This is a genomic window from Rhodococcus oxybenzonivorans (assembly GCF_003130705.1).
In the GTDB taxonomy this organism is placed as follows: domain Bacteria; phylum Actinomycetota; class Actinomycetes; order Mycobacteriales; family Mycobacteriaceae; genus Rhodococcus_F; species Rhodococcus_F oxybenzonivorans.
In genome coordinates, this window is sequence record NZ_CP021354.1 from 6058801 (window position 1) to 6081815 (window position 23015).

Sequence of the window (23015 nt, forward strand, 5' to 3'; positions counted from 1 at the left end):
GCAACAGCACCGCCCCCTTTGCCGAGGCAAAGGGGGCGGTGTGTTTACCGTTGACCCGTTATCGCGAGATAGCGGTAGATCGCCTCGGACCGGTTCATGGCACCCAGCTTGCGAAGTATCTTCTTGACGTGCGTCTTCACCGTGAAGATGCTGATGACCAGCTCGTTCGCTATCTCGGCGTTCGATGCGCCCCGGGCAAGAAACGCGAACACCTCGCGTTCACGCGTTGTCAGCGACTCCAGCGCAGCGGAATTCAGATCGTTGTGGGACGTACCGGGCAACGTCGAAGTCTGATCAGCCGAGGTTTCCTCGAGGAAACTGACATCAGCGTGTTCGAGAAGCTCAGCTTCGCGGGCTTCCTGTTGCAGGCGTTGGACAATCACATTCTTCTGTTCACCGAGGCGGTCGGCGAGCATCGCCCGTTCGAACAACGTTCCGAAACCGCGGGCATATGCCCCCAGCATGTCCCGGACCACAACGTTCACCGGATCCCCGGACGGTCGACTGCCGTGCACGAGCCCGATAACCCCGGTCGACACTGTGATCGGGGCAACCACATAGGACTCGGCAGCGAGCATCCGTACGACCTCGCCACTCGGCCGAACATCGCCATTCGGCCCGGCGAGTACCGCTGATCGGGTCTCGCACGCCCTGCTCTCGGCCGATTCGAAGCCGAGGGGCAACACCGAGGAACTCAGGACCTCGTCCGACCTCATCGAGCTGTTGAGCTCGAGGGCCGTCCACGTACCGTTGTGTACCTCGGACAGGAGTATTCGGTCGAGTTGCGCTGCAGTCGCGGCCTCCGAGCAGATTCGCTTGCGAAGACCGGCGACGGACTCCGAGCACCGTAACCGCCGGATCGCGCTGGCAAACTCGGCGGGTTGCACGACGTGCCCCGGACCTCCGCGCACCGTGCGAATCCGCATACGCGTCTTCTGCAGGTCGACGATGAGGCGACCGAGCGCTCGTTGCTGCTGGGAGCCTAGTTCGGGGAACTTCGCAAGTGCAGATTCTGTGGCCTCGTCGAGGAGCGCCATCTGGGTGCCGAGCGAGACAACACGAATTTCGTGGGATCCGGGACCAACGCCGTAGTCGTCGCGCAGCCGGTCGAGGAGAATGATGACTGCATGCGACAACTCACGGTCGGTCGTGGAACGCACGGCAGCTCGCTCCTGCGCCTTCCCTGTCATCGCGCTCGTCGGGTTTGACTCGAGTAGAGGGCGGTCGCCGCGGCGCGCGTCGGTGCGTGCAGCTTCTTCAGCACGGTTTTCACATGCGATTTCACGGTGCCCTCGGAAATGACCAGTGCCTGCGCGATCTGGTTGTTGGTGGCCCCGGTGGCGAGGTGGGACAGGACCTCACGCTCCCGGACAGTCAGCACGCTGTTGATTTCGAGTATCCGGTTCCCTCCCGGGTCGTCGGTGGAACTGTCGGCGGTTGCCGCGGCCTGGTGCGAGAGAATTGCATCCGCCTTCGAGATCCGGTCCAGCATCGTCTGGGTTGCGTCGAACGACTCTTCCACTCGGGCGCGCTGCAGTTGGATTCGGTGCTTCAGCACCGCTTGCTCGTACACGATGGCCAAAATGGTTGTGAAGGCGTCCAACCGATCTCGGTCGTCCGGATCGAGACCACCTTCCGATTCCGGCCGATCGGCATGGAGCAGTCCGATGACCTTCCCCGAGGACATGACGGGCGCCGCGACGTACGCGGACGTCCGAGATCGGCTGATGATCTCTTTGTGCGTGCGGTCGTCGGCAGCCGGGGCGGCGACCAGCGCGGGAACTCGGCGTCGGACCAGCTCGGTTTCCAGAGGCGCATCAGCCAGGGACCACACTGAGGAGTCGACGTAGTCGGAGAAGTCGAGAGGTGATCCGTCGAGGTCGGGCTGCAGATAAAGACGGCGGGGCTGCCACAGAGAACCGGACACCGCTGAAATCAACGAGCGCGCGAAAGGTAGTTGTGTGCACACCACTTCCGGTGCCGCCTCGATGACCTGTTGCGGGGAGAGTCCCCGAAGCGTCACTGCAGCGTCGTGCACCTCACTCAGCTCCGCGATCCGGCGAATCTCTGTGGTCCTGGCGAGCTGCTCCTGAACACGTTCGATGTCGACGAGGACCCGGCATGCGTCTTCGATATCGGACTCGGCGAGCTGCCCCTCGGTGAGCGCTTCGGCAAGGCGACCTCGCGCCGCTGCAAGTGACTCCGGGAGTGTGGGAGTGCCGAAGTCGGAGTGGCCGTCGTGGTCGACCAGCAGCGTGCCGACAATAGCAATGCAGTCGACCGCTTGCTGCACGAGATCCGCTTGATCGGGATCGATTGACGTCGTCGTCCAGCTCACCTTCCGATACACCTCCGGCCGTTTGTGCACACCACACCTGTGATTGGCATCACTATCCTAGAGTAACCCGAAAGCTTTATTATCGTCCAATGGTATGACCAATCAGCTGCCCTATTCCTTCTGGAGCAGAGAACACCCGCGCGTTCCGCGGTTGGTTCCGTCGCCTCCTCGCCGACTGCGCCGGGATGCCGATCTGTTACGAGTACACGGCAAACGCCTTGTTAGAGTTGAACACATCGGTCACCACGAGGTCGGACCACTCCCGGCGCAAACCGAGCTCCTCGACCGCACCGAGCATGCAGAACCAGTTGAGGATCTCGTGCTGGCCGGCATCGACGACTTCTGCGCTGGTGTATCTGCGCATCATTGCGTAATCGTTGTCGAGCAGCGCCTTGTAAATGCGCATGTCAGCTTCGGTATCGGGACGCATATGCCACAACTTGTCCGCCAAGAAGGCGTGGGACCAGCTCGAGGAGGCGACGAATGCCACCTTGAGATCGCGGTCGCGGAAATGCTGCGCGACGGCTCGACCCACTTCGAAACAACGAGCAGGTGTGGGGCCCGAAGGATCAAGCTCCTCCGACTCGATGTCGGCGAATCTGGCCAATCCACCCTTACGCGCGATCGCGTGTTGGCCATAGCAATTGACGGTCATCGGAATGAAGGGGTATGACATCTCCGCGCCGGCGTTCTCGTAATCGAGGAACAATTGCGTGTTGAGGATCGCGTGTGGAAAGTGTGCACCGGCGCGCTTCTTGTACGAGTAGGCCATGTCGAAACCGCGCTCGATCAGGCCGCCGGTGAGTTGGCGGGCTGCCGATGCGTCACCACGCATGACTATCTCGAAATCGTCCGGTTTGCCCCAGAAGTTCGGGCTGCCTCTTTCGTTCATGACCTCGAACGCGGGCACCTCGAGGTCACCGTAGGCGAGCACACAGAAGGGTGGCACTACCTCCTCGCGGAAATTCTCGTATTGGTCGTCGCCCCACACCACGACGACATCGGGGGCGAACTCGTCGACCGCTTCACGCACCCGAGTCAGATTCGACACCAACTCCGCACGATGTGCCGCCGCGGCTGCCGTTCCACCGTCGTCGGACCACTCGGAGCGCATCCGGTCCGGCCAATGGGCCGGGTCCTTCTCCTCGACCGGGATGTCCGGGTCGGTGAGGGTCCATCGCAACAGGCCTGCCATGTGCTCGTCGGTTCCCGCCAGCAGCGGGTAGTGGGTCATGCCGAGAGCGAGGAAGTCTCCCATTTGGCCGTCCTTTCTGGGGTGGCGCCTCGGGCGCCGTCACACGCGCCGGGCGGATCGCTCCCTCATCGTGTGACGTGCCGGTGACGCACGCACGGCAAGTTCCAGTGCCCGGAACGCGGCGTCAGTCGTCGAACGGAAAGAGGTCTGCTCGGCCCTGGGAGAGCATCTGGGTGGTGTCGCGGCTGATGCGGTGGGCGGTCAGTTTGACCGCGTTGATCACCGACTCGGAGACCTGCTTCGACGAGTCGAACTGAACGGCGATCGCCCCCATCGGCCGGCCCTTGATCAGGACGGGCGCCGCAATGTTGCCCAGGCCGAGAACCACACCATCCTTCTGGACAGCTGCTCCCGCCACCCGTATGCGCTTCAATTCGTCCTGAATCTGCATCGGATCCGTCACGGACTTGGGCGTCAGACCGACGAGAGTGCCCGCAAGCAGTTCGGTGAGCTCGTCCTCGGGGATATAGGCCATCATTGCCCGACCCATCGCGGACAGGTGCGCGGGGATCCGCGTACCCACCTCACCTATTGGCCGGGCGTGATCCACGGCGAAGAGCGCCTGCAGCACGACGACCTCGTTGCCCCTGAGGACGCCGAAGTGCACCGATTCCTTCGACCACGCCTGCAACTGGGCCAGGTGCGGCAACGCGACCTCGCGCATTCCGTCCACCGGCATGGACGAAACCAGCTGCAACAGACGGATACCGAGTCGGTAACCCGCACCGTGTTCCTCGATCACATCCAGCTCGCCCAACCGCTGCAGCAACCTGTGTACCGTCGACTTGGGTAAGCCGGTCTTACGGCTGATCTGTGTCAGGGTCAGCACCCGATCTCGCTCGTTGAACGCCCCGATGACCAAGAACGCCTTCGCCAGAATGGAGGGAGGCGCACTCTGCGCGCCACCGACCTCGTTTTTGTCATCTGCCATGTGCATCATCCGGGCCTCCGCACTCTCCGCTCCGCCGACCCAGCGGGAAACCAACTGTAACGGCGGTCACAACGCGCATGTATTCAGGGTACGGGTTTCACCTACCGGTTCCAGCCCCTGGAACAGCCGCGGCGGCCACCGTGCGAGGGCCCCTAACGTTTCGCAGAACCGGCTTACCCACGACGTGGGCGTGCCGACGGAACTGAAACGGATGCGTGCGAAAGGAGAACCTCGTGGTTCCACCCGGCACCGTCGATGTGCATGCGCACTACTTCCCCCGTGACGCCCCTCCCGTCGAGGTCATCGCAGGTTTTCCGCGCGCACCTCGATTAGTGGTCGACTCTCCGACGGAGGGACGGTTGGTCCGCGGATCCGAAGACTTCCGCAGCGTCCGGCGCGCCCTCTGGGATGTGGAGGCGCGCCTGGCGGACATGGATCGCGCGGGCGTCGGGGTTCAGGCGATTTCTCCCGTGCCGGTCGCATTGGAATACGGTGCTCCGGTAGCACCGTTTGCCGCCTACTGCCGATGGATGAACGAGTCCATCGCCCGTGCGGTCGACCCTGCTGACGGCAGGCTCGTCGGTATCGGAACCGCCCCCGTTGCATCACCCCGTCACTGTCTGCCCGAACTACGTCATCTGTCCGAAGTTCTGGGGCTTCGCGGCGTCGAGATCGGCACGCGGATCAACGGAATGGAGTTGGACGACCCGGCGCTGGGGTATTTCTTCGACGCCGTCGACAGCCTCGGTCTCGCGGTACTTGTGCACCCGGTCGACGGTGGTGGCGGCGCCGTGCGGCGCTCCGGGTTCACCTATGACTTCGGGCTCGGAATGCCCTCCGACACTGCGTTGGCGGCCACTGCCCTCGTCTTCGGCGGGGTTCTGGACAACCATCCAGGACTACGGGTGGCAACGGTTCACGGCTGCGGAACCTTCCCGTGGGCGTATCCAAGACTTCGCCTCGGAGCCCAGCTTGCCGCCACACACGACCCGGATGATCTGAATCGGACCGTATCGCGCCTCTACGCAGACACCCTCGTGTTCGATCCGGCGCACCTGCCGACTCTGGTACATCGCTTCGGTCCGAACAGGGTCCTTCTCGGCAGCGACCACCCGTTCATCCCGAACCAACCCGAAGAGGGAATTGCGGACTTGTCCTCTATGGCAGCATATTTACCGCCCGGTACCGTGCCGCGAATCCTCCGTGACAATGCACTCGAATTCCTCGGACTGTCATCCGATGCGCTCGTCACCGCTCACTTCTCACCGACAAAGGAAGACCACCATGGCACTCACTGATGAAAATCTCGTCGACGTTCCCGGAATGGCCAGCCGATGGGTACGCCTGGCGAACGGCGCCCGCGCGCATTACATGACTGCCGGCACCTCCGGCCCCGCGGTGATCCTGCTCCACGGCGGTTTACCCGGCTCGTCAGGTCTCGCGGGGTGGCGCTTCATGGCCCCCTATCTCGGCGACAACGGTTTTCGCGTCTACTGTCCCGACATGCCCGGCTTCGGACTGTCCGACACCCGGGAAGAATACTGGCCGGACGGCATGGAGTCGTTCGTCGACTTCATCGACCAGTTCGCCACCGCACTGTGCCTCGACGAGTTCCACCTCGCAGGAAACTCCATGGGCTGCATGAACACGGTCAACTACACGGTTGCACACCCGGACAAGGTCAAGAGCTTCATTCTGATCGCGGGAGATATCGGTGATGTGGTCCCGGAACACTTGACACCACCAGCGGGCGAATTCCGTCTCACGGCGTACGACGGCACACGTGAGGGCATGCGCACCATGATGGAAGCGATCATCCACCGCGGCGAGGCCATCAGTGAAGACCTGATCGACATGCGTTACCTCTCCGCGAGGGACCGGATGGATGCGCACGCGAAGTTCTGGCCCACGCTCCTGCAGTACCGTCGAATCACGGACTGGACGAACGAGAATCGCGCCGCCCGCCTCGTCACCAAGGGGCGCCTCGACCGGTTGAGCACGCCCGGGCTCTACCTCTACGGTCGTCAGGACATCCTCACACCGGTCGAGTGGGGGTACGTCCAGGAAGACTACTTGCCCAATGTCCAGTTCTTCTACCCCGACGAGTGTGGCCACCAGGGTCAGACCGACAGGCCCGACCTGTTCAACCCGGTCTTTCTGGAATTCTTCCGGGACGGTACGGTCTCCGGTGAGCTCGCCGACGCCGCTGGTGTCTCCGATCGCCGCCCCGAACTCCCACTGATCAACCGTTCCCTGGTTTCTGCCTGAATCTCCGGCGACAACCGTTGGCCGACTCCGGGGTCCACGATCCGGCGTCGGCCAATGGTTGTTTCGTCCGTGAACCGAGGAAGTGTCCGATGGCTCGACCGCAGACTGCGCCGACCGAAACATCACCCACTGTTCCGGCACTGTCGGTGCGAACCGGACGTCGTGCCCGGACCTGGTTCTCGATCTGCGCGGCAATGTTCGTGGTCGCCTGGGGTGGCAATCAATTCACTCCACTGCTGACCATGTACCGGACGCAACGCGGGTTCAGCGAACTCGCCGTGAACACACTGCTGTTCGCGTATGTCGTCGGCCTGATCCCCTCGCTCCTGCTCGCGCATCGGCTGGCGGCCCGCTGGGGCACCCGGAATCCTCTCGTTCTCGCCGTACCCCTCAGTGCACTGGGCTCTATCCTGGTCGCGGCCGGGTCACACAACCCTGCGCTGATGTTCGCGGGGCGTATGTCGACCGGTGTGGCGCTGGGGATCGGGATGGTGGTCGGCGGGCTGGCGCTCGATTCGCTTTCGACCACATCTGGCCGCGCTCCACGCGCATCGGCAATGAGCCTGACCAGCGGATTCGCGGTGGGCGCGGGTGCTGCGGGCGCACTCGCCCAGTGGGCTCTTGCGCCGACCACCACGCCTTTCGTGCTTCACGGAGTGCTCTGCGCTGGTGGTGCCGTACTGATTGCGCGATCCACGACCGCTACTGCGCGCACACGGTCAGACCAATCGGAGCGAAACCGAACACCGCTTCCGAGAGCATTCCATCTCCTCGTGATACCCGCCGCACCGTGGATCTTCGGTGCCCTGGGCATCGCTTACGCGGTCCTCCCGCCCATCGTGGCGGCTGAGCTGGCCGGCTTCGATTCAGCATTCTCGGGAGTGCTGTGCCTGCTGAGTTTAGGACTAGGCTTCATCGCGCAACGTCTCGCCGGGCGCACACCGAAACGATCGGGCCCGACACGGGCGATCGGACTTACGCTGTTCGTGGTCGGCACGCTCGCCGCCGCCGTAGCTGCCGCAACCGCGTCGGTGTGGCTGGTCGTGGTCGCGGCATCCGTGCTGGGGATCGGATACGGATTGACGTTGGTCGGATGCTTGCGTGACTGCGAGCGATCAGCCCCGCCCGGCCGGCTCGGGACGATGACCGGCCGGGTCTACTGTCTGGGCTATCTCGGGTTCGGACTACCGACCGCGATCGCATGGCTGCACAGTTCATTTGCGATCGGCACGACGACATCATTGCTGTGGGTCGCCGGTGCGGCCGTCGCGACCAACATTGCAGGTGCTGTCCTTCTCGGCATCACACGAAAAGAGCAGGCGGGTTAGGGCATCTCGCCAAATCACGGATCGTGCCTAGCCGACATCCTCGTGTGCTCGCACCGTAACGGGCTCAGTTTCACTCTCTTGCAGAGAAATTCCCTTGGTCTCGGCCAGAAAGGCGACGCAGAGCGCGCTGGCTCCAGCGAGGACGGCCATCATGACTGCAAGTCCGAGACTGCCGAAGGCGGCGACCAACGGCGCGGCGACAATCGGGGGGATGGCCCCGCCCACCACACTGCCCATGTTGAACGCCACACCGGCGCCGGTGGAACGGTAGCGGGTGTGAAAGGTCTCGGGAATGATCGCCGTGGTGGTGCCGCTCGCGACTCCTACCAGCAGGAGCGTGCCTGCCACTGCAACGGCCATCAGAGCGATATTGCCGGAGTTCGCCAGGGGAAACAGTGCGAACGCCCATCCGACGGCCAGAGCGTTGGCTCCTCCGATGGTGATCTTGCGCCCTCGTCGATCTGCCAGGAGGGCTCCCGCGACGGAGCCGATGACGTTGAACCCGACGCCGATGAGGTTCACGGTCAGCATCTCGGAGCGACTGAAGTTCAGAACGGTGGTGCCGTAGTTGGTGATGTATACCGCGCCGATGTAGAAGAATGACAGCCACATGACTACCGCGCCGGATGCCAACAGCACTTCTTTGCTCTGGTGATGGAGGAGTTGGACGAGCGGCGTCTTGGTCTCGTTTAACCTAGGTGAGATACAGGTCACTGCCGGTGGGATGTTCCAGTGAACGGAACTCCGGCCGGACACTGAGCGACTTGCGAGGTGTGTGCAGTTCCAGCGGTCGGAACTACGCACCACCCGGCCGTGCGACGTCGCTACGTTTCGACTATGTCCTTCCTGATCGTCGGCGCCTCGGTTGCAGGCACTCGAACAGCAATCGCCCTGCGGCAGCGCGGTTTCTCCGGGCACATAGTGCTCCTCGAGAGCGAAGAGCACTGGCCGTACGACAAGCCCCCTCTGTCCAAGGACCTCCTGGCCGAGGGGCACGTCCCGGATGTTCCGCGCCTTCTCACACCGGAGCTCGCAGCGGAGTTCGCCCTCGACGTCCGGTTGGGTATGCGCGCGACCGGTCTGGACCCGGCGCGGCGGGTGGTGTTCACCCACACCGGCGACGAGTTCTCGTACGAACGGTTGGTGATCGCTACCGGCGCTCATGCGCGGTCCCTCCCCATACCTGCCGTACCGGGGGTTCACACGCTGCGAACGCTCGACGACGCGACGGCTCTGCGAGAAGCTCTCGCCGGCAGGCCGCGGGTGGCCGTGGTGGGCGCCGGATTCATCGGCGCCGAATTCGCCTCCGCGGCACGAGGGCGCGGCCTCGACGTCACTCTGATCGAGGCACTCGAGATCCCGATGAGTCACGTTTTCGGCGACGAGGTCGGGCGTGAGATCTCCTCGATCCACACACTTCACGGCGCCGGGCTCGTCACCGGAGCACGCGTCGAGCGGTTCCTCGGCAGCGAGCAGGTCGAGGGGGTCGCCCTCGCCGGCGGAACCGAGGTACCTGCCGACCTCGTCGTCGTCGGCGTGGGTGCGGTACCGAACACGCACTGGCTCGCGGACAGCGGGCTTCCCATCGACGGCGGGGTGCACTGCAGCGACCGCTTCGAGGTCGAAGGCTTCCCCTCCATCTTCGCGATCGGTGACCTCGCCCTGCGCCGACACCCACTGCTCGGGGTCAGCGCGCGGATCGAGCACTGGACCAGCGCCGGTGAACAAGCCGATGCTGTCGCCGCATTCGTTACCGGCGCGGAACCCCTTGCGGCCCAACTTCCGTACGTGTGGTCGGACCAGTACGGCGCCCGGATCCAGATGGTTGGAATGCCCTCGCTCGGCGAACTCGCCCATCGCGAGGGGTCGATCGCGGAGGGCCGATTCCGCGCCGTCTACACCGACACCGACCACAACCCGATCGCCCAGGTCAGCGTCAACGACCCCAGAGCAGTAGCCGCGTTCCGCAAGAACCATCGTCGCGGCGGGAGTCTCGCGGACCTCGTCGGCCAGCAGACATCCGCCCGATAAAGGAAGGCACTCATGCGTCATATTCAGCATTTCAAGGACGGTCCGGACAAGATCCTTCATATCGAGACCGAGGGCTGCAAGGTCAACGTGATCATCGGGACCCACGACCTGAGCAACGAGGTCTTCACGACCGTCGAGATTCTGCCCGCCGAACCGGACGACGACGGACGGAACTGGATGGCAATCGGTCCCACGGCTGTGCTGGTCGTTCCGGCTACCGGCTCCGATCCCGACAGTTGGTTCTTCCGGGACCTCGCAATGACCGATCCCAGCGTCGCCGACCACCACCACTAATACACGCCGCCGGCGCGGCCCGCACTCATCAGAACGGATCATCTCCATGACCGCAGAGCAATTCATCATCGACGACCGTGAGAACAACCTTTTCCGGGTCAACCGTGAAGCCTTCACTTCCGAGGAGGTGCTGCAGCGCGAGCGAAAAGAGATCTTCGACAAGACGTGGCTGTACGTCGGACACGAGTCCGAAATTCCCGGCAAGAACGACTTCCAGACCCGGGACGTCGGCGGCCGGCCGGTGATCTTCAACCGCGACCGCCATGGTGATGTTCGGGTGCTGCTCAACACCTGCCTGCACAGGGGATCGTCCGTCTGCCGGCACAGTTCGGGTAACGCCAAAATTTTCACCTGCTTCTACCACGGCTGGGCGTACCGAAACTCGGGCGAGTTGGTCAACGTGCCCGGTAACGAGGATTACAAGAGCGAGCCGGCAGCGGTGTACAAGGGTCTACAGTCCCCGGCACAGGTGGACAGCTACCGCGGGCTCTACTTCGTGAACTTCGATCCCGACGCGCCTGATCTGCTGACGTTCCTCGGCGAAGCGCGCTACTTCATCGATCTGGCAGCCGATCAGTCCCCCGAAGGCGTCGCAATCCTGGAGGGAACCCACAAGTACTCGCTGAAGGCCAACTGGAAGCTCCTCGTCGAGAACAGCATCGACGGATATCACGCCAAATCCGTCCACCACACCTACTTCGAAATGATGATGGAACTGGGTGCCACACCCCCGATGCTGGGTAAGGAAACCGTCAACGGTGTGGCGCCGGCCGGCATGGGCACCGAATTCCCGAACGGGCATGCCACATTGATGTACCCGGCCAACGGACTCCCTCTGGCGACCGACAGTGTCAAGCAGACCCTCGCCAACCTTCGAGCACAGGCCGAGCAGACCTTCGGTGAGAACTACGCCACCGCGATGTTCGGCCTGGCACGAAACTCGGTGTTCTTCCCCAGCCTCATCCTGATCGATCTCAGCTTCGGATTGACGCTGCGCACGTTCTACCCGGTGAGCCCATCGGAAACCCTTGTGACCGGCTGGCAGATCATCCCCAAGGGTGTCGACGAGGAGTTCGTCAAATACCGCATCAACAATGCACTCACCTTCTGGGGACCGGCGGGGCTCGCGACCCCAGACGATGTCGAGGCTCTCGAACAGGCCCAGAAGGGGTTCGGTGCACGCGGCGAAGTCGGCTGGTCCGACGTGTCGAAAGGTATGGGCAAGCCCGTCCCAGCGGCAAACGACGAGCTGCAGATGCGTTCGTGGTGGCGAGAATGGAACAGGCGAATCACCGGACAGCAACTCCCCACCGAGGGCACGTCGTTCGTTCCCTTCGACAAGCAGGACGTCGATGCCTGACCTCGTTCGATAAGCGCCTATCCGCCAGTCACCCCAGAAGGACACCCTAATGACTTCCGTGTCAGAGACACCAACCATCACGACGCGTAACGCCGTCGAGGAATTCCTGTTCCACGAAGCCGGCCTGATCGACGAATGGCGACTCGAGGAGTGGCTCGACCTGTTCACCCTCGACTGCACGTACGAGGTTCCGGCCACGGACCGGCCGCACGCGGACCCCGGTCTCACGTGGTCGCTCATCCACGATGGTCGCACCATGCTCGAGCAGAGGGTGATTCGGCTCAAGAAGCCGGAGGCGCACGCCGAGTTTCCCCATTCGCAGACCAGTCGAATCGTCGGCAACGTGCGGATCCTTGCAGAGACGGACGAAATGATCGCCGTCACTGCTAATTTCATCATCAACCGCGCAAAATCGGGCAAGTTCGACACCTACGTCGGCCGGTACGACTACGAACTCATACCCGGGAACTCGTCGTTCCTGATCCGTCGAAAACGAGCCGTCCTGGCTCACGACATGCTCGACCCCCAGGGCAAAATCAGCTTCATCATCTGAACGATCCACGATTCGCACCGCCGACAAATAGGCGATTCCGCATCGCGCTTTACGAGAGGGCCGACCATGGCACCAGAAACGTCAACCGAAGCACTGATCTTCGCGTGCAACGAGCAGGATCTGGCTGACGGTGAAACTCTACGCTTGGACGCCGACGGTGGGATCGCCGTGTATCGCGTCGACGGCGAATTTTATGCCACATCCGACTCCTGTAGTCACGAGAAGTGGTCGCTCGGCGAAGAGGGCGAACTCGAGGGGCACGAAGTGCTCTGCACACTCCACATGGCCCGGTTCGACGTCCGCACCGGAGCACCCCTGTGCTTTCCCGCGGTTCTCGCACTGAAGAAGTACCGAACCGTCGTAACCGACGGCCGGGTGTACATAGCGCCGAACGAAGACTGAACACCGTCGCGCAGCGTATTCCAGCGGAAGGTAGTACCACACATGAACAGGTTCAAAAGCCGGACCGCGGTTGTCACCGGTGCAGGCAGCGGCATCGGTCGCGCCATCGCCGTGCGATTGGCGGATGAGGGTGCCGATCTCGTCCTCGGAGACCTCAGTGCGGACGCAATAGAGGCGGTGGCCGAACACCTTCGGCCGGGCGCGGCGTCGGTGACCACCGTGGTCGGAGACCTCTCCCAGCGAGAGGATGCCGCCGACCTCATCCGGCGGACAGTCACCGAACGTGGCGCGATAGACGTGCTGGTGAACTGCGCGGGCGGCGGCGTCATCCTTCCCACGTTCGACCACACCGAGGAAACCTTACGGGCCACCATCGACCGCAACCTCTGGACGACCCTGTACACCACGCTCGAGGCACTACCCCACATGGTGGACGCCGGTTACGGCCGAATCGTGCACATAGGAGCCGAATCCGTACGCAACGGTCTGTACCGGCACGCAATTTACAACGCCGCGAAGGGTGGAGTTCATGCATTCGGAACCGGACTCGCGCGTGAGTTCGCGGATTACGGAATCACCGTCAACACGGTCGCTCCGGCGTGGATCGAGACGCCGGAGGCCGCCGCCAAGTTGGCCTCCGCACCGGCCGAGGTGAAAGACGACATGGCGATATTCGGTGCCCAGATGCGCAACCTCATCCCGATGGATCGTCCAGGAACGGTCGAAGAAGTAGCGGCCACAGTCGCCTTCGTCGCGTCCGAAGAAGCGTCCTACGTGACGGGTCAGGTGATCAGCGTGAACGGTGGCAGTTCCATGCTGTGACGCAGTTTGGACGTGCTCTCGAACCGCAGCCGGGAGGGCCAAGGTAAGTGCGTCGCCGCCCTATTCTCGATCCCTGGCGTCGGTGAGCGCACGGGTAATGCTCAGGGCGGTGGTATGGACGGCGGGACCTACACGCCGGATATCGACCTTGCCGATCCATCCGGACGCGGAGACGGCGGCCACCGGTGGACCGTCGTCAATGCGGATGACGCTCGCCACGCAGGCCACGCCCGGTGCGGATTCCTCGTGCTCGTAGGCGATGCCGCTCGAGGCTATGCGGCGCAGCTGCCGCACCAGGGGTCCGGGCGTGGTGATGGTGCGTGGACCCACCTGGACCAGGCCGGCCGCGAGCACCTCGGCGATCATCTGCGGCGGCGATCCGGCGAGCAGGGCTTTGCCCACCCCCGTGGCGTGCGCGGGTAAACGGCTACCCACGCCGGACGGCAGCCACGGTGCGTCCCGTCCCGGCAGGATCTCGACGTAGACCACCTCGGTGCCGTCGAGGATGGCCAGATGCACGGTCTGCCGCGTCGCCTCCCGCAGATCGGCGAGGAACGGCAGCGCCACCTCGCGTACCGACCGGCGCCGTGAGGCCCGTTCGCCGAGTTCGAACAGCCGCAGACCGAGCACCACCTTGACACCCCGACGTTCGAGAAACCCGACGCCTTCCATCTCCTTCACCAACCGCGACACCGTCGCCTTCGGTATCCCGGTCCGCCGGGTCAGTTCGTTCACACCCAGCGCGGTGTCGGTGGGCCCGAATGCGGCGAACAGATCCGACATCCGCCGGACCACCGACGTCGGCTCGCCACCGGGCGGCGAAGTGTTCCGTTCTACGGGACTCATTCGTTGAGTATCACCACCCGGCCCGGCACAGTACAAGCCACACGCGCCGTCCGCATCCCCCACGAGCGAAAAGCAATCGGAGGACATTGATGTCAGCTAGCACGCCCACCACTCAACGAAGTTCGTCGATCCTGGCCGCAGCCGCCCGCCTTGCGGCCGCAACCACCCGACCGTGCGCACCCGTGCGGGACCTACTCGGAGTCACCGATATCGACGCCGCCTACGCGGTCCAGCAGCGGTTGGCCGATGACCGGGTAGCCGCCGGCGGCACCATCACCGGCCGGAAGATCGGCCTCACCTCCCCCGCCGTGCAACAACAACTCGGGGTGAACCAACCGGATTTCGGTGTGCTGTTCGCAGACATGGACGTCACCGGCCTACCCGAGGTACCGAGTAGCCGGTTGCTGCAGCCGAAGGCCGAGGCCGAGATCGCCTTCGAACTCGGCGCCGACCTCGTCGACGGCGACCTCGACATCACACAGGTCCGGGCCGCCGTCGCCCGCGCCGCTGCAGCGTTGGAGATCGTCGACTCCCGCATCGCCGACTGGGACATCACCATCACCGACACCGTCGCCGACAACGGCTCCTCCGGACTCTACGTCCTCGGCGAGAAATGGCTCACGCTGGACGAATTCGAGCCCCGCGATGTCGCGATGCGGCTCTACAAGAATGGTGAACTTGCCTCCAAGGGCACCGGTGCCGCGTGCCTCGGTGACCCCCTCGAAGCGCTCTCCTGGCTCGCCCGCAACGCCCGCGACTACGGTCAGCCCCTGCGCGCCGGACAGGTCATCCTCTCCGGGGCCCTCGGCCCCATGGTCCCCACCCCGCCGGGTACCACCATCCGCGCCGATCTGACCAGCCTCGGCACCGTGACCGCCACCTTCTCGACCGTGCCAATCCCCTTCCCTAAGGACAACTCATGACCGACACCCCCAAGATCAAGGTCGCGATCATCGGATCCGGCAACATCGGCACCGACCTGATGATCAAGGTCATCCGCAACTCCGACACCCTCGAGATGGGCGCAATGGTCGGCATCGACCCGACTTCCGACGGACTCGCCCGCGCCACCCGACTGAACGTGCCCACCACCGCCGACGGCGTCGACGGCCTGATCGCCCTCGACAACTTCGCCGACATCGCCATCATCTTCGACGCCACCTCCGCCAAAGCCCACCAGGCCAACGCCGCCGCCCTCGCCCCCTACGGGAAGAAGCTCGTCGACCTCACCCCCGCCGCGATCGGCCCGTTCGTCGTTCCCCCGGTCAACCTCGAGCAGCACCTCGACTCCGGCGTCGACAACGTCAACATGGTCACCTGCGGCGGCCAGGCCACCATCCCCATGGTCGCCGCCATCTCCGCGGTCACCCCCGTCGCCTACGCCGAGATCGTCGCGTCCATCGCCTCCAAATCCGCCGGCCCCGGTACAAGGGCGAACATCGACGAATTCACCGAAACCACCTCCCACGCCATCGAACAGGTCGGCGGCGCCGCCCGCGGCAAGGCCGTGATCATCCTCAACCCCGCCGAACCGCCCCTGCTGATGCGCGACACCGTCTTCGCCCTGATCGGCGACGCCGACCACGACGCGATCCGCGCGTCCGTCACCGAGATGGCCGCCCGGGTCGCCGAATACGTCCCCGGCTATCGGCTCAAGCAGGACGTCCAGTTCACCCCCATCCCCGACGGCGAACCCGTGCATACCCTGCTGCGCGACGGCGGCGGTCCGGTCACCACGAAGGTGTCGATCTTCCTCGAGGTCGAGGGCGCCGCCCACTACCTGCCCGCCTACGCCGGCAACCTCGACATCATGACCTCCGCGGCCCTGCGCACCGCCGAGTCCATCGCCCGACGCATCCAGAACACCATTCCCGCGGAGGCAAACTCGTGACCACCCCCCAGCTCTACATTCAGGACGTCACGCTCCGCGACGGCATGCACGCGGTCCGGCACCGCATCACCCCCGACGACGTCGGAGCGATTGTTGCCGCCCTCGACGCCGCCGGTGTCGACGCGATCGAGGTCGCCCACGGCGACGGTCTCGCCGGAGGCTCCCTCAACTACGGGCCCGGCTCGAACACCGACTGGGAATGGATCGAGGCGGCCGCCGACAATCTGACCCACGCCACCCTGACCACGCTGCTGATACCCGGCATCGGCAGCATCGCCGAACTCGAACACGCCTACCAACTCGGGGTGCGCTCCATCCGGATCGCCACGCACTGCACCGAGGCAGATGTGTCCGCCCAGCACATCGCCAAGGCCCGCGAGCTCGGCATGGACGTCTCCGGATTCTTGATGATGAGTCACATGGCCCCCGCCGACGACCTCGCCAAGCAGGCCAAGTTGATGGAATCGTATGGGGCGCACTGCGTGTACGTCACCGACTCCGGAGGCCGACTCACCATGGACGGTGTCCGCGACAGGGTCCGCGCCTACCGGAACATTCTCGACCCCGGCACCCAGATCGGTATCCACGCCCACGAAAACCTCTCACTGTCCGTCGCCAACAGCGTGATCGCCGTCGAAGAAGGCGTCACCCGCGTCGACGCGTCCCTCGCCGGGCACGGCGCCGGCGCCGGCAACTGCCCGATCGAACCATTCATCGCCGTCGCCAACCTCCAAAACTGGACGCACGGCTGCGACCTGTTCGCCCTCCAAGACGCCGCCGACGACCTCGTCCGACCCCTGCAAGACCGGCCCGTGCGCGTGGACCGAGAAACCCTCACCCTCGGCTACGCCGGCGTCTACTCCAGCTTCCTCCGCCACGCCGAAACCGCCTCGAAGCAATACGGCATCGACGTGCGCACCATCCTCCTCGAAGTCGGCAAACGCGGACTCGTCGGCGGACAGGAAGACATGATCACCGACATCGCCCTCGACTTGACGGCTCAGGGACGATGACCGTCCTCCACCCCCCTTGCCAGAGGCGACGCGACTTGATTATGGTCAGTCCATTCGCATGAGAGGAGATCAGCGTGTCGATCAGAGTGGGGTTGTCGGTCACTGATGCACTTCTCGTCCCGAAACCCGTAGATCGGAGGCTTCTTCTCGACTCCGCGGCCGAAGCCGGGCTCGACCACATCACCGTCGGTGACCACATCAGCTTCCACGGCGGTACCGGGTTCGACGGCATGGTGTCGGCCACGACCGTCCTGTCCAGCCACGACACTCTTTCGGTGATCATCGGTGTCTACCTGCTCGGCCTGCGGCACCCGATGCTCGCCGCCCGCCAGATCGCGACGCTCTCGCAGATCGCGCCCGGACGGTTGGTCGTCGGTGCCGGCGTCGGCGGTGAGGACCGATCCGAGATTTCGAACAGCGGGGTCGACCCCAGCACCCGCGGCCGTCGGCTCGACGAGACCCTCGAGGTTCTGCGTGCTGTCCTCACCGGTGAGGAGGTCACCCATCACGGTGAGTTCTTTACCCTCGACCAGGCACGAATCTTACCGGCGCCGCGGCCCGCCGTTCCGATCCTCATTGGCGGCCGAGGTGAATCCGCCATTCGCCGCACCGCCCGCTACGGCGACGGCTGGCTCGGAATCTTCTGCACACCGAGGCGGTTCTCCGAGACACGTACCGCGATCCTCGACGCCGCCGCGCGGGAGAACCGCGCTCCCGACTCGTTCGGCGTGAACGTCTGGTGTGGACTCGACACCGACGCCGATGTTGCGGATCGTCTGGTGGGCGAGAAGATGCAGGCGTTGTATCAGTTGCCGCGCGACAAGTTCCGTCACCTGGCACCCTCCGGAACACCCGAGCAAGTGGCCGAGTGGCTGAACTCGTTCGTCGAGGCCGGTGCCGACAACATCACCCTGGTCCCGGCAGCCACCTCGATGGAAGCGGCGATCGAGCACACGGCCGCGGTCCGTGCACTACTGCTCGGCCATCACAGCTGACCGGGCAGAATTGAGGACGCCGATGTCCACCCCCGATGAGCGAAACGGCCGTAAACATCTACCGCTCAGTGTTTTCGATGAGCTTCTCGACGACGCCGCGGTCGCGGTCGACTGCCTTTCGGCGATCGTCCGAGTCTGTTCGGACGCCACTGGCAAAGCGGTAACCCTTTTCGACCGGCAGGGGCACATCGTCGCGTCCACGTGGCCGGAGGGCAGCGGGCAGACCGTCTTTCCCTCACTACGCGACATCCTGCGGGAACACACCGCCACCCCGGCCAGTGCCGACCCCGTGCTGTTGCGTGCGGAACTCGGCACCGGGTTGTCGCGGCGGAAGATCCTCAGCGCGATCGTCGAACGTGCCGAACACCTCGGATGGTTGGTCGTCGACGAACAGCCCACGCCGTTTCATGCCACGGACGACTACGTCACCCTGCGCTGCGCCCGCCGCATCGGAGCGCAGCTCCTGACCCAGCGCCGCATTACGCGAGTCGCCTGGAACGCAAAATCGAACCTCGCCCGGCAACTCGTCCGGGGCTCCGGCGCCTGGAAAGATCTCGCGGCCGGCGCCGAATACCTCGGCGTCAACGTCCACGCCCGCCGCTCCCTGGCCTACATCCGCAAATCCGATCGAACACCGCCAGATTTCGACCGGTCCGTCGCCGAGTACACCGAGCGCGCACTCGACCTGGAGGTGCTCTCGACTCGCGGATCGGAAGGAATTCTCCTGCTTATCGGGGCGCCCCCATATGTCGCGTCCCCTAGTCTCGTCGGGCTCATCACGTCGACCCGCGAGAGGGCGGCCACCGAATTGAGCCCGGCAGGGGGGCTGACCGCTGGGGTGTCGTCCGTATACGAACCCGACGCGTTGGTCCGCGCATACCGGGAGGCGCGCGAGGTAGTGCGCTGCATCGACCGTTTCACCGACGGAACCGGCCACCGGGTACTGGCCGTCGACGATCTGGGACCCGCTCGACTTTTCCTGGCGAACGGTGAAGTGTCGGCGATCCGGCATTTCATCGACGACATGCTCGGTCCCCTCTTGGGTGATGATGCGGCCTCAACTGAATTGATTCGCACACTTGCCGTCTGGTTCGAGGAAAATCGCAGCGTGCGCCGCACGGCTACCCGCTTGAAGGTGCACGAGAACACGGTCCGCCTCCGGTTGTCGCGAGTGCATGCCCTCACCGGCCTCGACGTCACCAGCGATGCGACCCATCAATTGAGCATCTACACAGCACTACTCGTCCTACGACTACGCGATCATCCGTCGCTACACAGGGAAAGTCGTCGCGTCGAAACGAAGGAAGACGCGGTGCCACTTCCCGTCGAACGGAGATCCGCATGACCGACCCGAAACGCCGCAAAGCACTGGTGACCGGTGCGGCACGTGAAGGTGGAATCGGCAAAGCCATCGTCGCCCGGCTCGAGGCCGACGGGATGGAAGTGGTCACGCTCGACCGTGCACCCGGGTGCACGTACCAGGCCGACATGTCCACCGACGAACTACCGCCCCTCGACGACATCGACATCTACGTGGCCAATGCGGGTCTGACGACGATGTTCGGGGCCGCACACAGTATGTCGATCGACAAGTGGCGGAAGGATCTCGACGTCAACCTCACGGGGACCTTCCGAGTGCTCCAGCAATGCCTACCGGGAATGCGTGAACGTCGGTACGGCCGCATCGTCGTCATCTCCAGTACCGCAGGCACGCAGGGCATGCCGGCTCAGGTGTCGTACAGCACCGCCAAGGCAGGGTTGCTTGGTCTGGTCAAAACGGTTGCGGCCGAGAACGTCGCCCTGGGCATCACCGCCAACGCCGTCCTGCCCGGAATGACCGCCAGTTCCGGGATCCTGTCCATGCCGCAAGACATCCAGGATGCCTGGCTCGCGTCGATGCCCAACGGATTCGTCGACCCAGCCGACATCGCCGACGCCGTCGCGTTTTTCGCCTCCCCCACCGCCCGCAGCGTCACCGGCCAGTTCCTCACCGTCGATGCAGGTGACGGTCTCAACACCCGCACGGTTACCTCCTCGGTGGCGCAGCACTGACAGTCCCAGCGAGCGCACTGGAGAAATCAACAGTGCCGTGCACCGTGCCCCTCGCCGTGCGTCCAGACGCTCTCTACCGTCCGACACATCGGATCCCGACTAGGAGGACGCTTCATGGACTTGACCTTCAGTTGCGCTATATCGCGAGCACGGTGTCCGACTCCCACTACCGACGTACGTAACCCTTTTTGGACTGTCCTTTACTTTGGACTGTCCATATGGTGTTATCTGTGACGGATACCACTCCCCGTGGATCCCCTGCGCGGCATCGCCGCCCCCAACTACCGATATCAATAGACAGGAGCTTCCATGAGCGCAGTCGGCACGACTGGGTTGCAGGCGCCCACGCGGCATCTGAACCGCTGGTGGTATGTAGTGACGGGCTTTCTGACTCTGTTGTTCGGCACGACCGCGGTGAATGTCTTGTTCAACATCCTCGGCAAGCCGATGACCGAGGAATTCGGCTGGGAACGAAGCGTCATCAGCAACGGTCTGTCCATCGAAACGGTGTTCGTGGGTATCAGCATCGTCATCTTGGGCTTCCTCGTCGACCGGTACGGTCCCAAGATCCCGTCGGTTCCGATGTCGCTGGCATTCGGAATCGGTTTGATGCTGATGTCCGTCCTGCCGAACAACCAGCTCGTGTTCTACCTGCTCTGCGTGGTGATCGGCGCCGGCGCTGGCGCCGTGAATCCGGTGGCACACTCGACCGTGGTGAGCGCGTGGTTCCAGGACCGTCGCGGTATGGCGCTGGGCATTCTCATGGCCGGCCTCGGCTCGTGCGGGGTGCTCATGCCGTATCTGGCCAACTGGGTGCTCGGGTTCGGCGGCTGGCGTATGGCGTTCCTGGTCATCGGCGCCCTCTGCACGGTGATCCCGGCCTCGGTCTACGCTTTCGTCACCCGGATGCCAGCCGAACACGAAGCCGAGCGTAAAGCGGCGCGTTCAGAGGGGCGGATGGCCGGAGAATCGCTACTCACCGTGGCGAGGAAGTACCGGCAATTCTGGCTGCTGTCCGTCGCGATCTTCCTCGTCTCCTCCGCAACATTCGGCCTGATGTCCCAGATCGTGCCCATGACCACCGACAAGGGCATCAGCCAGGGGACTGCGGTCTCCATTCTGTCCGTTCTGAGCCTGGCGTCGATCGCTGCACGACTGTTGGTGGGCTACCTGCTCGACCGGTTCTACGCCCCTGCCATCGGCTCGATCATCTTCGCGCTGTGCGGGGTCGGGGTCTTCTTCATGATCACGTCGTCGCAGACCGGCCTGCTGTTCGTCGGCGCGGCTCTGATCGGCCTGGGCCTGGGTTCCGAGGGTGATCTCGCCGCCTACATGGTGAGCCGATACTTCCCCAAGCACTCCTACGGCCGCGTGCTGGGATTCATCTACTTGCTCTACGCGCAGGGTTCGGCGGTCGGCATCTTCCTGCTCGGACAGGTGTACAGCGCCACCGGTTCCTACAGTGCCGGCGCGCTGCCGATCATCGTGCTGGTCGGAATCGCCATCGCCTGCCTGCTGATGATGGGTTCGTACCGCTTCACCCTGGACCATCGCGAGATCGGCGCCGACAATGTCACCGTCGAAGAAAAGGAGCACGTATGACCGACGGATTTCACGACGCCTTGGTGACTCGCGCCACCGAGGACATGCCGGAGAAATTCTTCGACCGGTTCATGTTCAACCTCCACCCGGACGGAGATACCGCGCCGTCCGTGATCCTCGGCGCCGGGGTCTACCCACCCCGCAACGTCGTGGACGGTTTCGTCGTCCTCACCACCGGGACCGAGCAGCGCAATCTCCGCTACTCCACCGAACACTCCGAGACCGACGGCGCCTCCGTCGGACCACTGAGATGGGACACGGTCGACGACAATCGCACCTGGCGAATCCAACTCGGCGAGAACAAGACCGGACTTGAACTCGATGTGCTGTGGCAGGCTCGCGCACCGTATTGGCTCGGGTCGGTGGACGTGGAGAACACCGACGGGAACGTCACCTCCTTCGATCACCTGTTCCAGCCCGGTCGCTACGAGGGCACGCTCACGCTGGACGGAACCACCACCGACGTCGGGGGCTGGTACGGACTGCGGGACCGGTCTCGCGGGGTACGCACGATGTCCGGGGGCCAGGGTCTACATATCTGGTACCAGGCCCAGTTCCCGGACCGCACGTTCGGATTCTTGCTGGTCGAGGACCGCCAAGGCGGACGAATCCTATTGGAGGGCGCCGTCATGCACGACGACGGACGACTCGACGACATCACCGACGTCCGGCACGACCTGGTGTTCACCGCGGGCAACGACCTCGCCAGTGGCACGGTGGAGGTCGCGACTGCCGGCGGCGCAACCTACCGCATCGATTCGGACGCCTCGGCCGGCGGCGGCTACATGGCGGGCGGCGGCTACGGTGGCCATCACGGCAAGGTTCGTGGTCGCGACCACGAAGAGTTCGACGTCTACCCCCTCGATGGAACCGTGGGCCCGAAGACTCTCGACTCCGCCCTCACCGACCGTTGCTGCACGTTCGGGTGGAACGGGGAAACCGGCTACGGAATCTTCGAGTTCGCCCTGTCGCGATCGTCGTCGTACACCTACCACCTCACGCTGAGGCGCTGACCTCACTCCGGCCACTGCCCC

The 23015-nt window shown here is 64.1% G+C and carries 23 protein-coding genes; 17 read left to right on the plus strand and 6 right to left on the minus strand.

The genetic code is table 11. The features are described from left to right. Positions 1-44: 44 nt before the first annotated feature. The 4 genes from CBI38_RS28020 to CBI38_RS28035 form a co-directional block, all read right to left on the minus strand. Positions 45-1160: a LuxR family transcriptional regulator gene (locus tag CBI38_RS28020; protein WP_230989986.1), complete on the minus strand. Its 1116-nt coding sequence runs from the start codon at positions 1158-1160 to the stop codon at positions 45-47. Between the two features lie 26 nt (positions 1161-1186). Further along, positions 1187-2338 carry a helix-turn-helix transcriptional regulator gene (locus CBI38_RS28025; RefSeq protein ID WP_230989987.1) on the minus strand — a complete coding sequence of 384 codons (1152 nt, stop codon included), beginning with the start codon at positions 2336-2338 and terminating at the stop codon, positions 1187-1189. 196 nt (positions 2339-2534) lie between these two features. After that, a complete protein-coding gene (locus CBI38_RS28030; protein WP_109334087.1) occupies positions 2535-3596 on the minus strand; it encodes a DODA-type extradiol aromatic ring-opening family dioxygenase in 1062 nt (353 codons plus the stop codon). Positions 3597-3717: 121 nt separating this feature from the next. Further along, positions 3718-4524, minus strand: coding sequence for an IclR family transcriptional regulator (locus CBI38_RS28035; protein ID WP_230989988.1), 807 nt, complete (start codon positions 4522-4524; stop codon positions 3718-3720). A gap of 233 nt (positions 4525-4757) precedes the next feature. On the opposite strand from CBI38_RS28035, the gene CBI38_RS28040 reads away from it, so the two are divergent. The 3 genes from CBI38_RS28040 (at position 4758) to CBI38_RS28050 (ending at position 8120) form a co-directional block, all read left to right on the plus strand. Continuing rightward, entirely contained in the window at positions 4758-5822 is a 1065-nt protein-coding gene (locus CBI38_RS28040; RefSeq protein WP_109335421.1) for an amidohydrolase family protein, read from the plus strand. Continuing rightward, positions 5809-6792 carry an alpha/beta fold hydrolase gene (locus CBI38_RS28045; protein ID WP_109334091.1) on the plus strand — a complete coding sequence of 328 codons (984 nt, stop codon included), beginning with the start codon at positions 5809-5811 and terminating at the stop codon, positions 6790-6792. The genes CBI38_RS28040 and CBI38_RS28045 overlap by 14 nt, the downstream gene beginning before the upstream one ends. Before the next feature lie 89 nt (positions 6793-6881). Next, positions 6882-8120, plus strand: coding sequence for an MFS transporter (locus CBI38_RS28050; protein ID WP_109334093.1), 1239 nt, complete (start codon positions 6882-6884; stop codon positions 8118-8120). Between the two features lie 27 nt (positions 8121-8147). Here CBI38_RS28050 and CBI38_RS28055 read toward each other — a convergent pair whose 3' ends face one another. After that, positions 8148-9065, minus strand: a complete 918-nt coding sequence (locus CBI38_RS28055) for an MFS transporter (RefSeq protein ID WP_109334095.1) — start codon at positions 9063-9065, stop codon at positions 8148-8150. Between CBI38_RS28055 and CBI38_RS28060 the strand changes: the two genes are divergently transcribed. The 6 genes from CBI38_RS28060 to CBI38_RS28085 all read left to right on the plus strand — a co-directional run bounded on the left by CBI38_RS28060 (position 8958) and on the right by CBI38_RS28085 (position 13582). Then, positions 8958-10151, plus strand: a complete 1194-nt coding sequence (locus CBI38_RS28060) for an NAD(P)/FAD-dependent oxidoreductase (protein ID WP_109335422.1) — start codon at positions 8958-8960, stop codon at positions 10149-10151. The two genes, CBI38_RS28055 and CBI38_RS28060, sit on opposite strands and share 108 nt — an antisense overlap. 12 nt (positions 10152-10163) lie before the next feature. Continuing rightward, positions 10164-10445 (plus strand): hypothetical protein, encoded by a 282-nt coding sequence (locus CBI38_RS28065; RefSeq protein WP_109334097.1) that lies wholly within the window; start codon positions 10164-10166, stop codon positions 10443-10445. Between the two features lie 46 nt (positions 10446-10491). Next, a complete protein-coding gene (locus tag CBI38_RS28070) occupies positions 10492-11805 on the plus strand; it encodes an aromatic ring-hydroxylating oxygenase subunit alpha (RefSeq protein ID WP_109334099.1) in 1314 nt (437 codons plus the stop codon). A gap of 49 nt (positions 11806-11854) precedes the next feature. Next, positions 11855-12358: an aromatic-ring-hydroxylating dioxygenase subunit beta gene (locus tag CBI38_RS28075; protein ID WP_109334101.1), complete on the plus strand. Its 504-nt coding sequence runs from the start codon at positions 11855-11857 to the stop codon at positions 12356-12358. A gap of 66 nt (positions 12359-12424) precedes the next feature. Then, complete coding sequence (locus CBI38_RS28080; RefSeq protein ID WP_109334103.1) at positions 12425-12760, plus strand: non-heme iron oxygenase ferredoxin subunit; 336 nt, start codon at positions 12425-12427, stop codon at positions 12758-12760. Positions 12761-12802: 42 nt separating this feature from the next. Next, positions 12803-13582 (plus strand): SDR family NAD(P)-dependent oxidoreductase, encoded by a 780-nt coding sequence (locus CBI38_RS28085; protein ID WP_109334105.1) that lies wholly within the window; start codon positions 12803-12805, stop codon positions 13580-13582. A 60-nt stretch (positions 13583-13642) separates the two neighbouring features. On the opposite strand, the gene CBI38_RS28090 is transcribed toward CBI38_RS28085, so the two are convergent. Then, positions 13643-14428: an IclR family transcriptional regulator gene (locus CBI38_RS28090; RefSeq protein ID WP_109334107.1), complete on the minus strand. Its 786-nt coding sequence runs from the start codon at positions 14426-14428 to the stop codon at positions 13643-13645. Between the two features lie 89 nt (positions 14429-14517). Between CBI38_RS28090 and CBI38_RS28095 the strand changes: the two genes are divergently transcribed. The 8 genes from CBI38_RS28095 to CBI38_RS28130 all read left to right on the plus strand — a co-directional run bounded on the left by CBI38_RS28095 (position 14518) and on the right by CBI38_RS28130 (position 22994). Continuing rightward, the gene (locus CBI38_RS28095; protein WP_109334109.1) at positions 14518-15351 is read left to right on the plus strand and encodes a 2-keto-4-pentenoate hydratase; all 834 of its coding nucleotides are present in this window, start codon (positions 14518-14520) and stop codon (positions 15349-15351) included. After that, positions 15348-16319, plus strand: coding sequence for an acetaldehyde dehydrogenase (acetylating) (locus CBI38_RS28100; RefSeq protein WP_109334110.1), 972 nt, complete (start codon positions 15348-15350; stop codon positions 16317-16319). The genes CBI38_RS28095 and CBI38_RS28100 overlap by 4 nt, the downstream gene beginning before the upstream one ends. Next, positions 16316-17332, plus strand: coding sequence for a 4-hydroxy-2-oxovalerate aldolase (dmpG, locus tag CBI38_RS28105; protein ID WP_109334112.1), 1017 nt, complete (start codon positions 16316-16318; stop codon positions 17330-17332). The genes CBI38_RS28100 and dmpG overlap by 4 nt, the downstream gene beginning before the upstream one ends. A gap of 74 nt (positions 17333-17406) precedes the next feature. Continuing rightward, positions 17407-18327 carry an LLM class flavin-dependent oxidoreductase gene (locus tag CBI38_RS28110; RefSeq protein WP_109334114.1) on the plus strand — a complete coding sequence of 307 codons (921 nt, stop codon included), beginning with the start codon at positions 17407-17409 and terminating at the stop codon, positions 18325-18327. A 22-nt stretch (positions 18328-18349) separates the two neighbouring features. Then, positions 18350-19672, plus strand: a complete 1323-nt coding sequence (locus CBI38_RS28115) for a PucR family transcriptional regulator (RefSeq protein ID WP_109334116.1) — start codon at positions 18350-18352, stop codon at positions 19670-19672. Further along, a complete protein-coding gene (locus CBI38_RS28120; protein WP_109334117.1) occupies positions 19669-20379 on the plus strand; it encodes an SDR family oxidoreductase in 711 nt (236 codons plus the stop codon). The genes CBI38_RS28115 and CBI38_RS28120 overlap by 4 nt, the downstream gene beginning before the upstream one ends. A 309-nt stretch (positions 20380-20688) precedes the next feature. Beyond that, positions 20689-21981, plus strand: a complete 1293-nt coding sequence (locus tag CBI38_RS28125) for an MFS transporter (RefSeq protein WP_109334119.1) — start codon at positions 20689-20691, stop codon at positions 21979-21981. After that, positions 21978-22994, plus strand: a complete 1017-nt coding sequence (locus CBI38_RS28130) for an Rv3169 family protein (protein ID WP_109334121.1) — start codon at positions 21978-21980, stop codon at positions 22992-22994. Before CBI38_RS28125 ends, CBI38_RS28130 begins: the two co-directional genes overlap by 4 nt. The last annotated feature ends 21 nt before the right edge of the window (positions 22995-23015 follow it).

What these genes read in the sequence shown, in the direction of transcription:
- CBI38_RS28030 (WP_109334087.1), bottom strand. Translation starts at nt 3,596, where the DNA reads ATGGGAGACTTCCTCGCTCTCGGCATGACCCACTACCCGCTGCTGGCG.
- CBI38_RS28075 (WP_109334101.1), top strand. Translation starts at nt 11,855, where the DNA reads ATGACTTCCGTGTCAGAGACACCAACCATCACGACGCGTAACGCCGTC.
- CBI38_RS28060 (WP_109335422.1), top strand. Translation starts at nt 8,958, where the DNA reads ATGTCCTTCCTGATCGTCGGCGCCTCGGTTGCAGGCACTCGAACAGCA.
- CBI38_RS28115 (WP_109334116.1), top strand. Translation starts at nt 18,350, where the DNA reads ATGTCCACCCCCGATGAGCGAAACGGCCGTAAACATCTACCGCTCAGT.
- CBI38_RS28095 (WP_109334109.1), top strand. Translation starts at nt 14,518, where the DNA reads ATGTCAGCTAGCACGCCCACCACTCAACGAAGTTCGTCGATCCTGGCC.
- CBI38_RS28065 (WP_109334097.1), top strand. Translation starts at nt 10,164, where the DNA reads ATGCGTCATATTCAGCATTTCAAGGACGGTCCGGACAAGATCCTTCAT.
- CBI38_RS28070 (WP_109334099.1), top strand. Translation starts at nt 10,492, where the DNA reads ATGACCGCAGAGCAATTCATCATCGACGACCGTGAGAACAACCTTTTC.
- CBI38_RS28035 (WP_230989988.1), bottom strand. Translation starts at nt 4,524, where the DNA reads ATGGCAGATGACAAAAACGAGGTCGGTGGCGCGCAGAGTGCGCCTCCC.
- CBI38_RS28050 (WP_109334093.1), top strand. Translation starts at nt 6,882, where the DNA reads ATGGCTCGACCGCAGACTGCGCCGACCGAAACATCACCCACTGTTCCG.
- CBI38_RS28045 (WP_109334091.1), top strand. Translation starts at nt 5,809, where the DNA reads ATGGCACTCACTGATGAAAATCTCGTCGACGTTCCCGGAATGGCCAGC.
- CBI38_RS28090 (WP_109334107.1), bottom strand. Translation starts at nt 14,428, where the DNA reads ATGAGTCCCGTAGAACGGAACACTTCGCCGCCCGGTGGCGAGCCGACG.
- CBI38_RS28080 (WP_109334103.1), top strand. Translation starts at nt 12,425, where the DNA reads ATGGCACCAGAAACGTCAACCGAAGCACTGATCTTCGCGTGCAACGAG.
- CBI38_RS28085 (WP_109334105.1), top strand. Translation starts at nt 12,803, where the DNA reads ATGAACAGGTTCAAAAGCCGGACCGCGGTTGTCACCGGTGCAGGCAGC.
- CBI38_RS28130 (WP_109334121.1), top strand. Translation starts at nt 21,978, where the DNA reads ATGACCGACGGATTTCACGACGCCTTGGTGACTCGCGCCACCGAGGAC.
- CBI38_RS28125 (WP_109334119.1), top strand. Translation starts at nt 20,689, where the DNA reads ATGAGCGCAGTCGGCACGACTGGGTTGCAGGCGCCCACGCGGCATCTG.
- CBI38_RS28120 (WP_109334117.1), top strand. Translation starts at nt 19,669, where the DNA reads ATGACCGACCCGAAACGCCGCAAAGCACTGGTGACCGGTGCGGCACGT.
- CBI38_RS28100 (WP_109334110.1), top strand. Translation starts at nt 15,348, where the DNA reads ATGACCGACACCCCCAAGATCAAGGTCGCGATCATCGGATCCGGCAAC.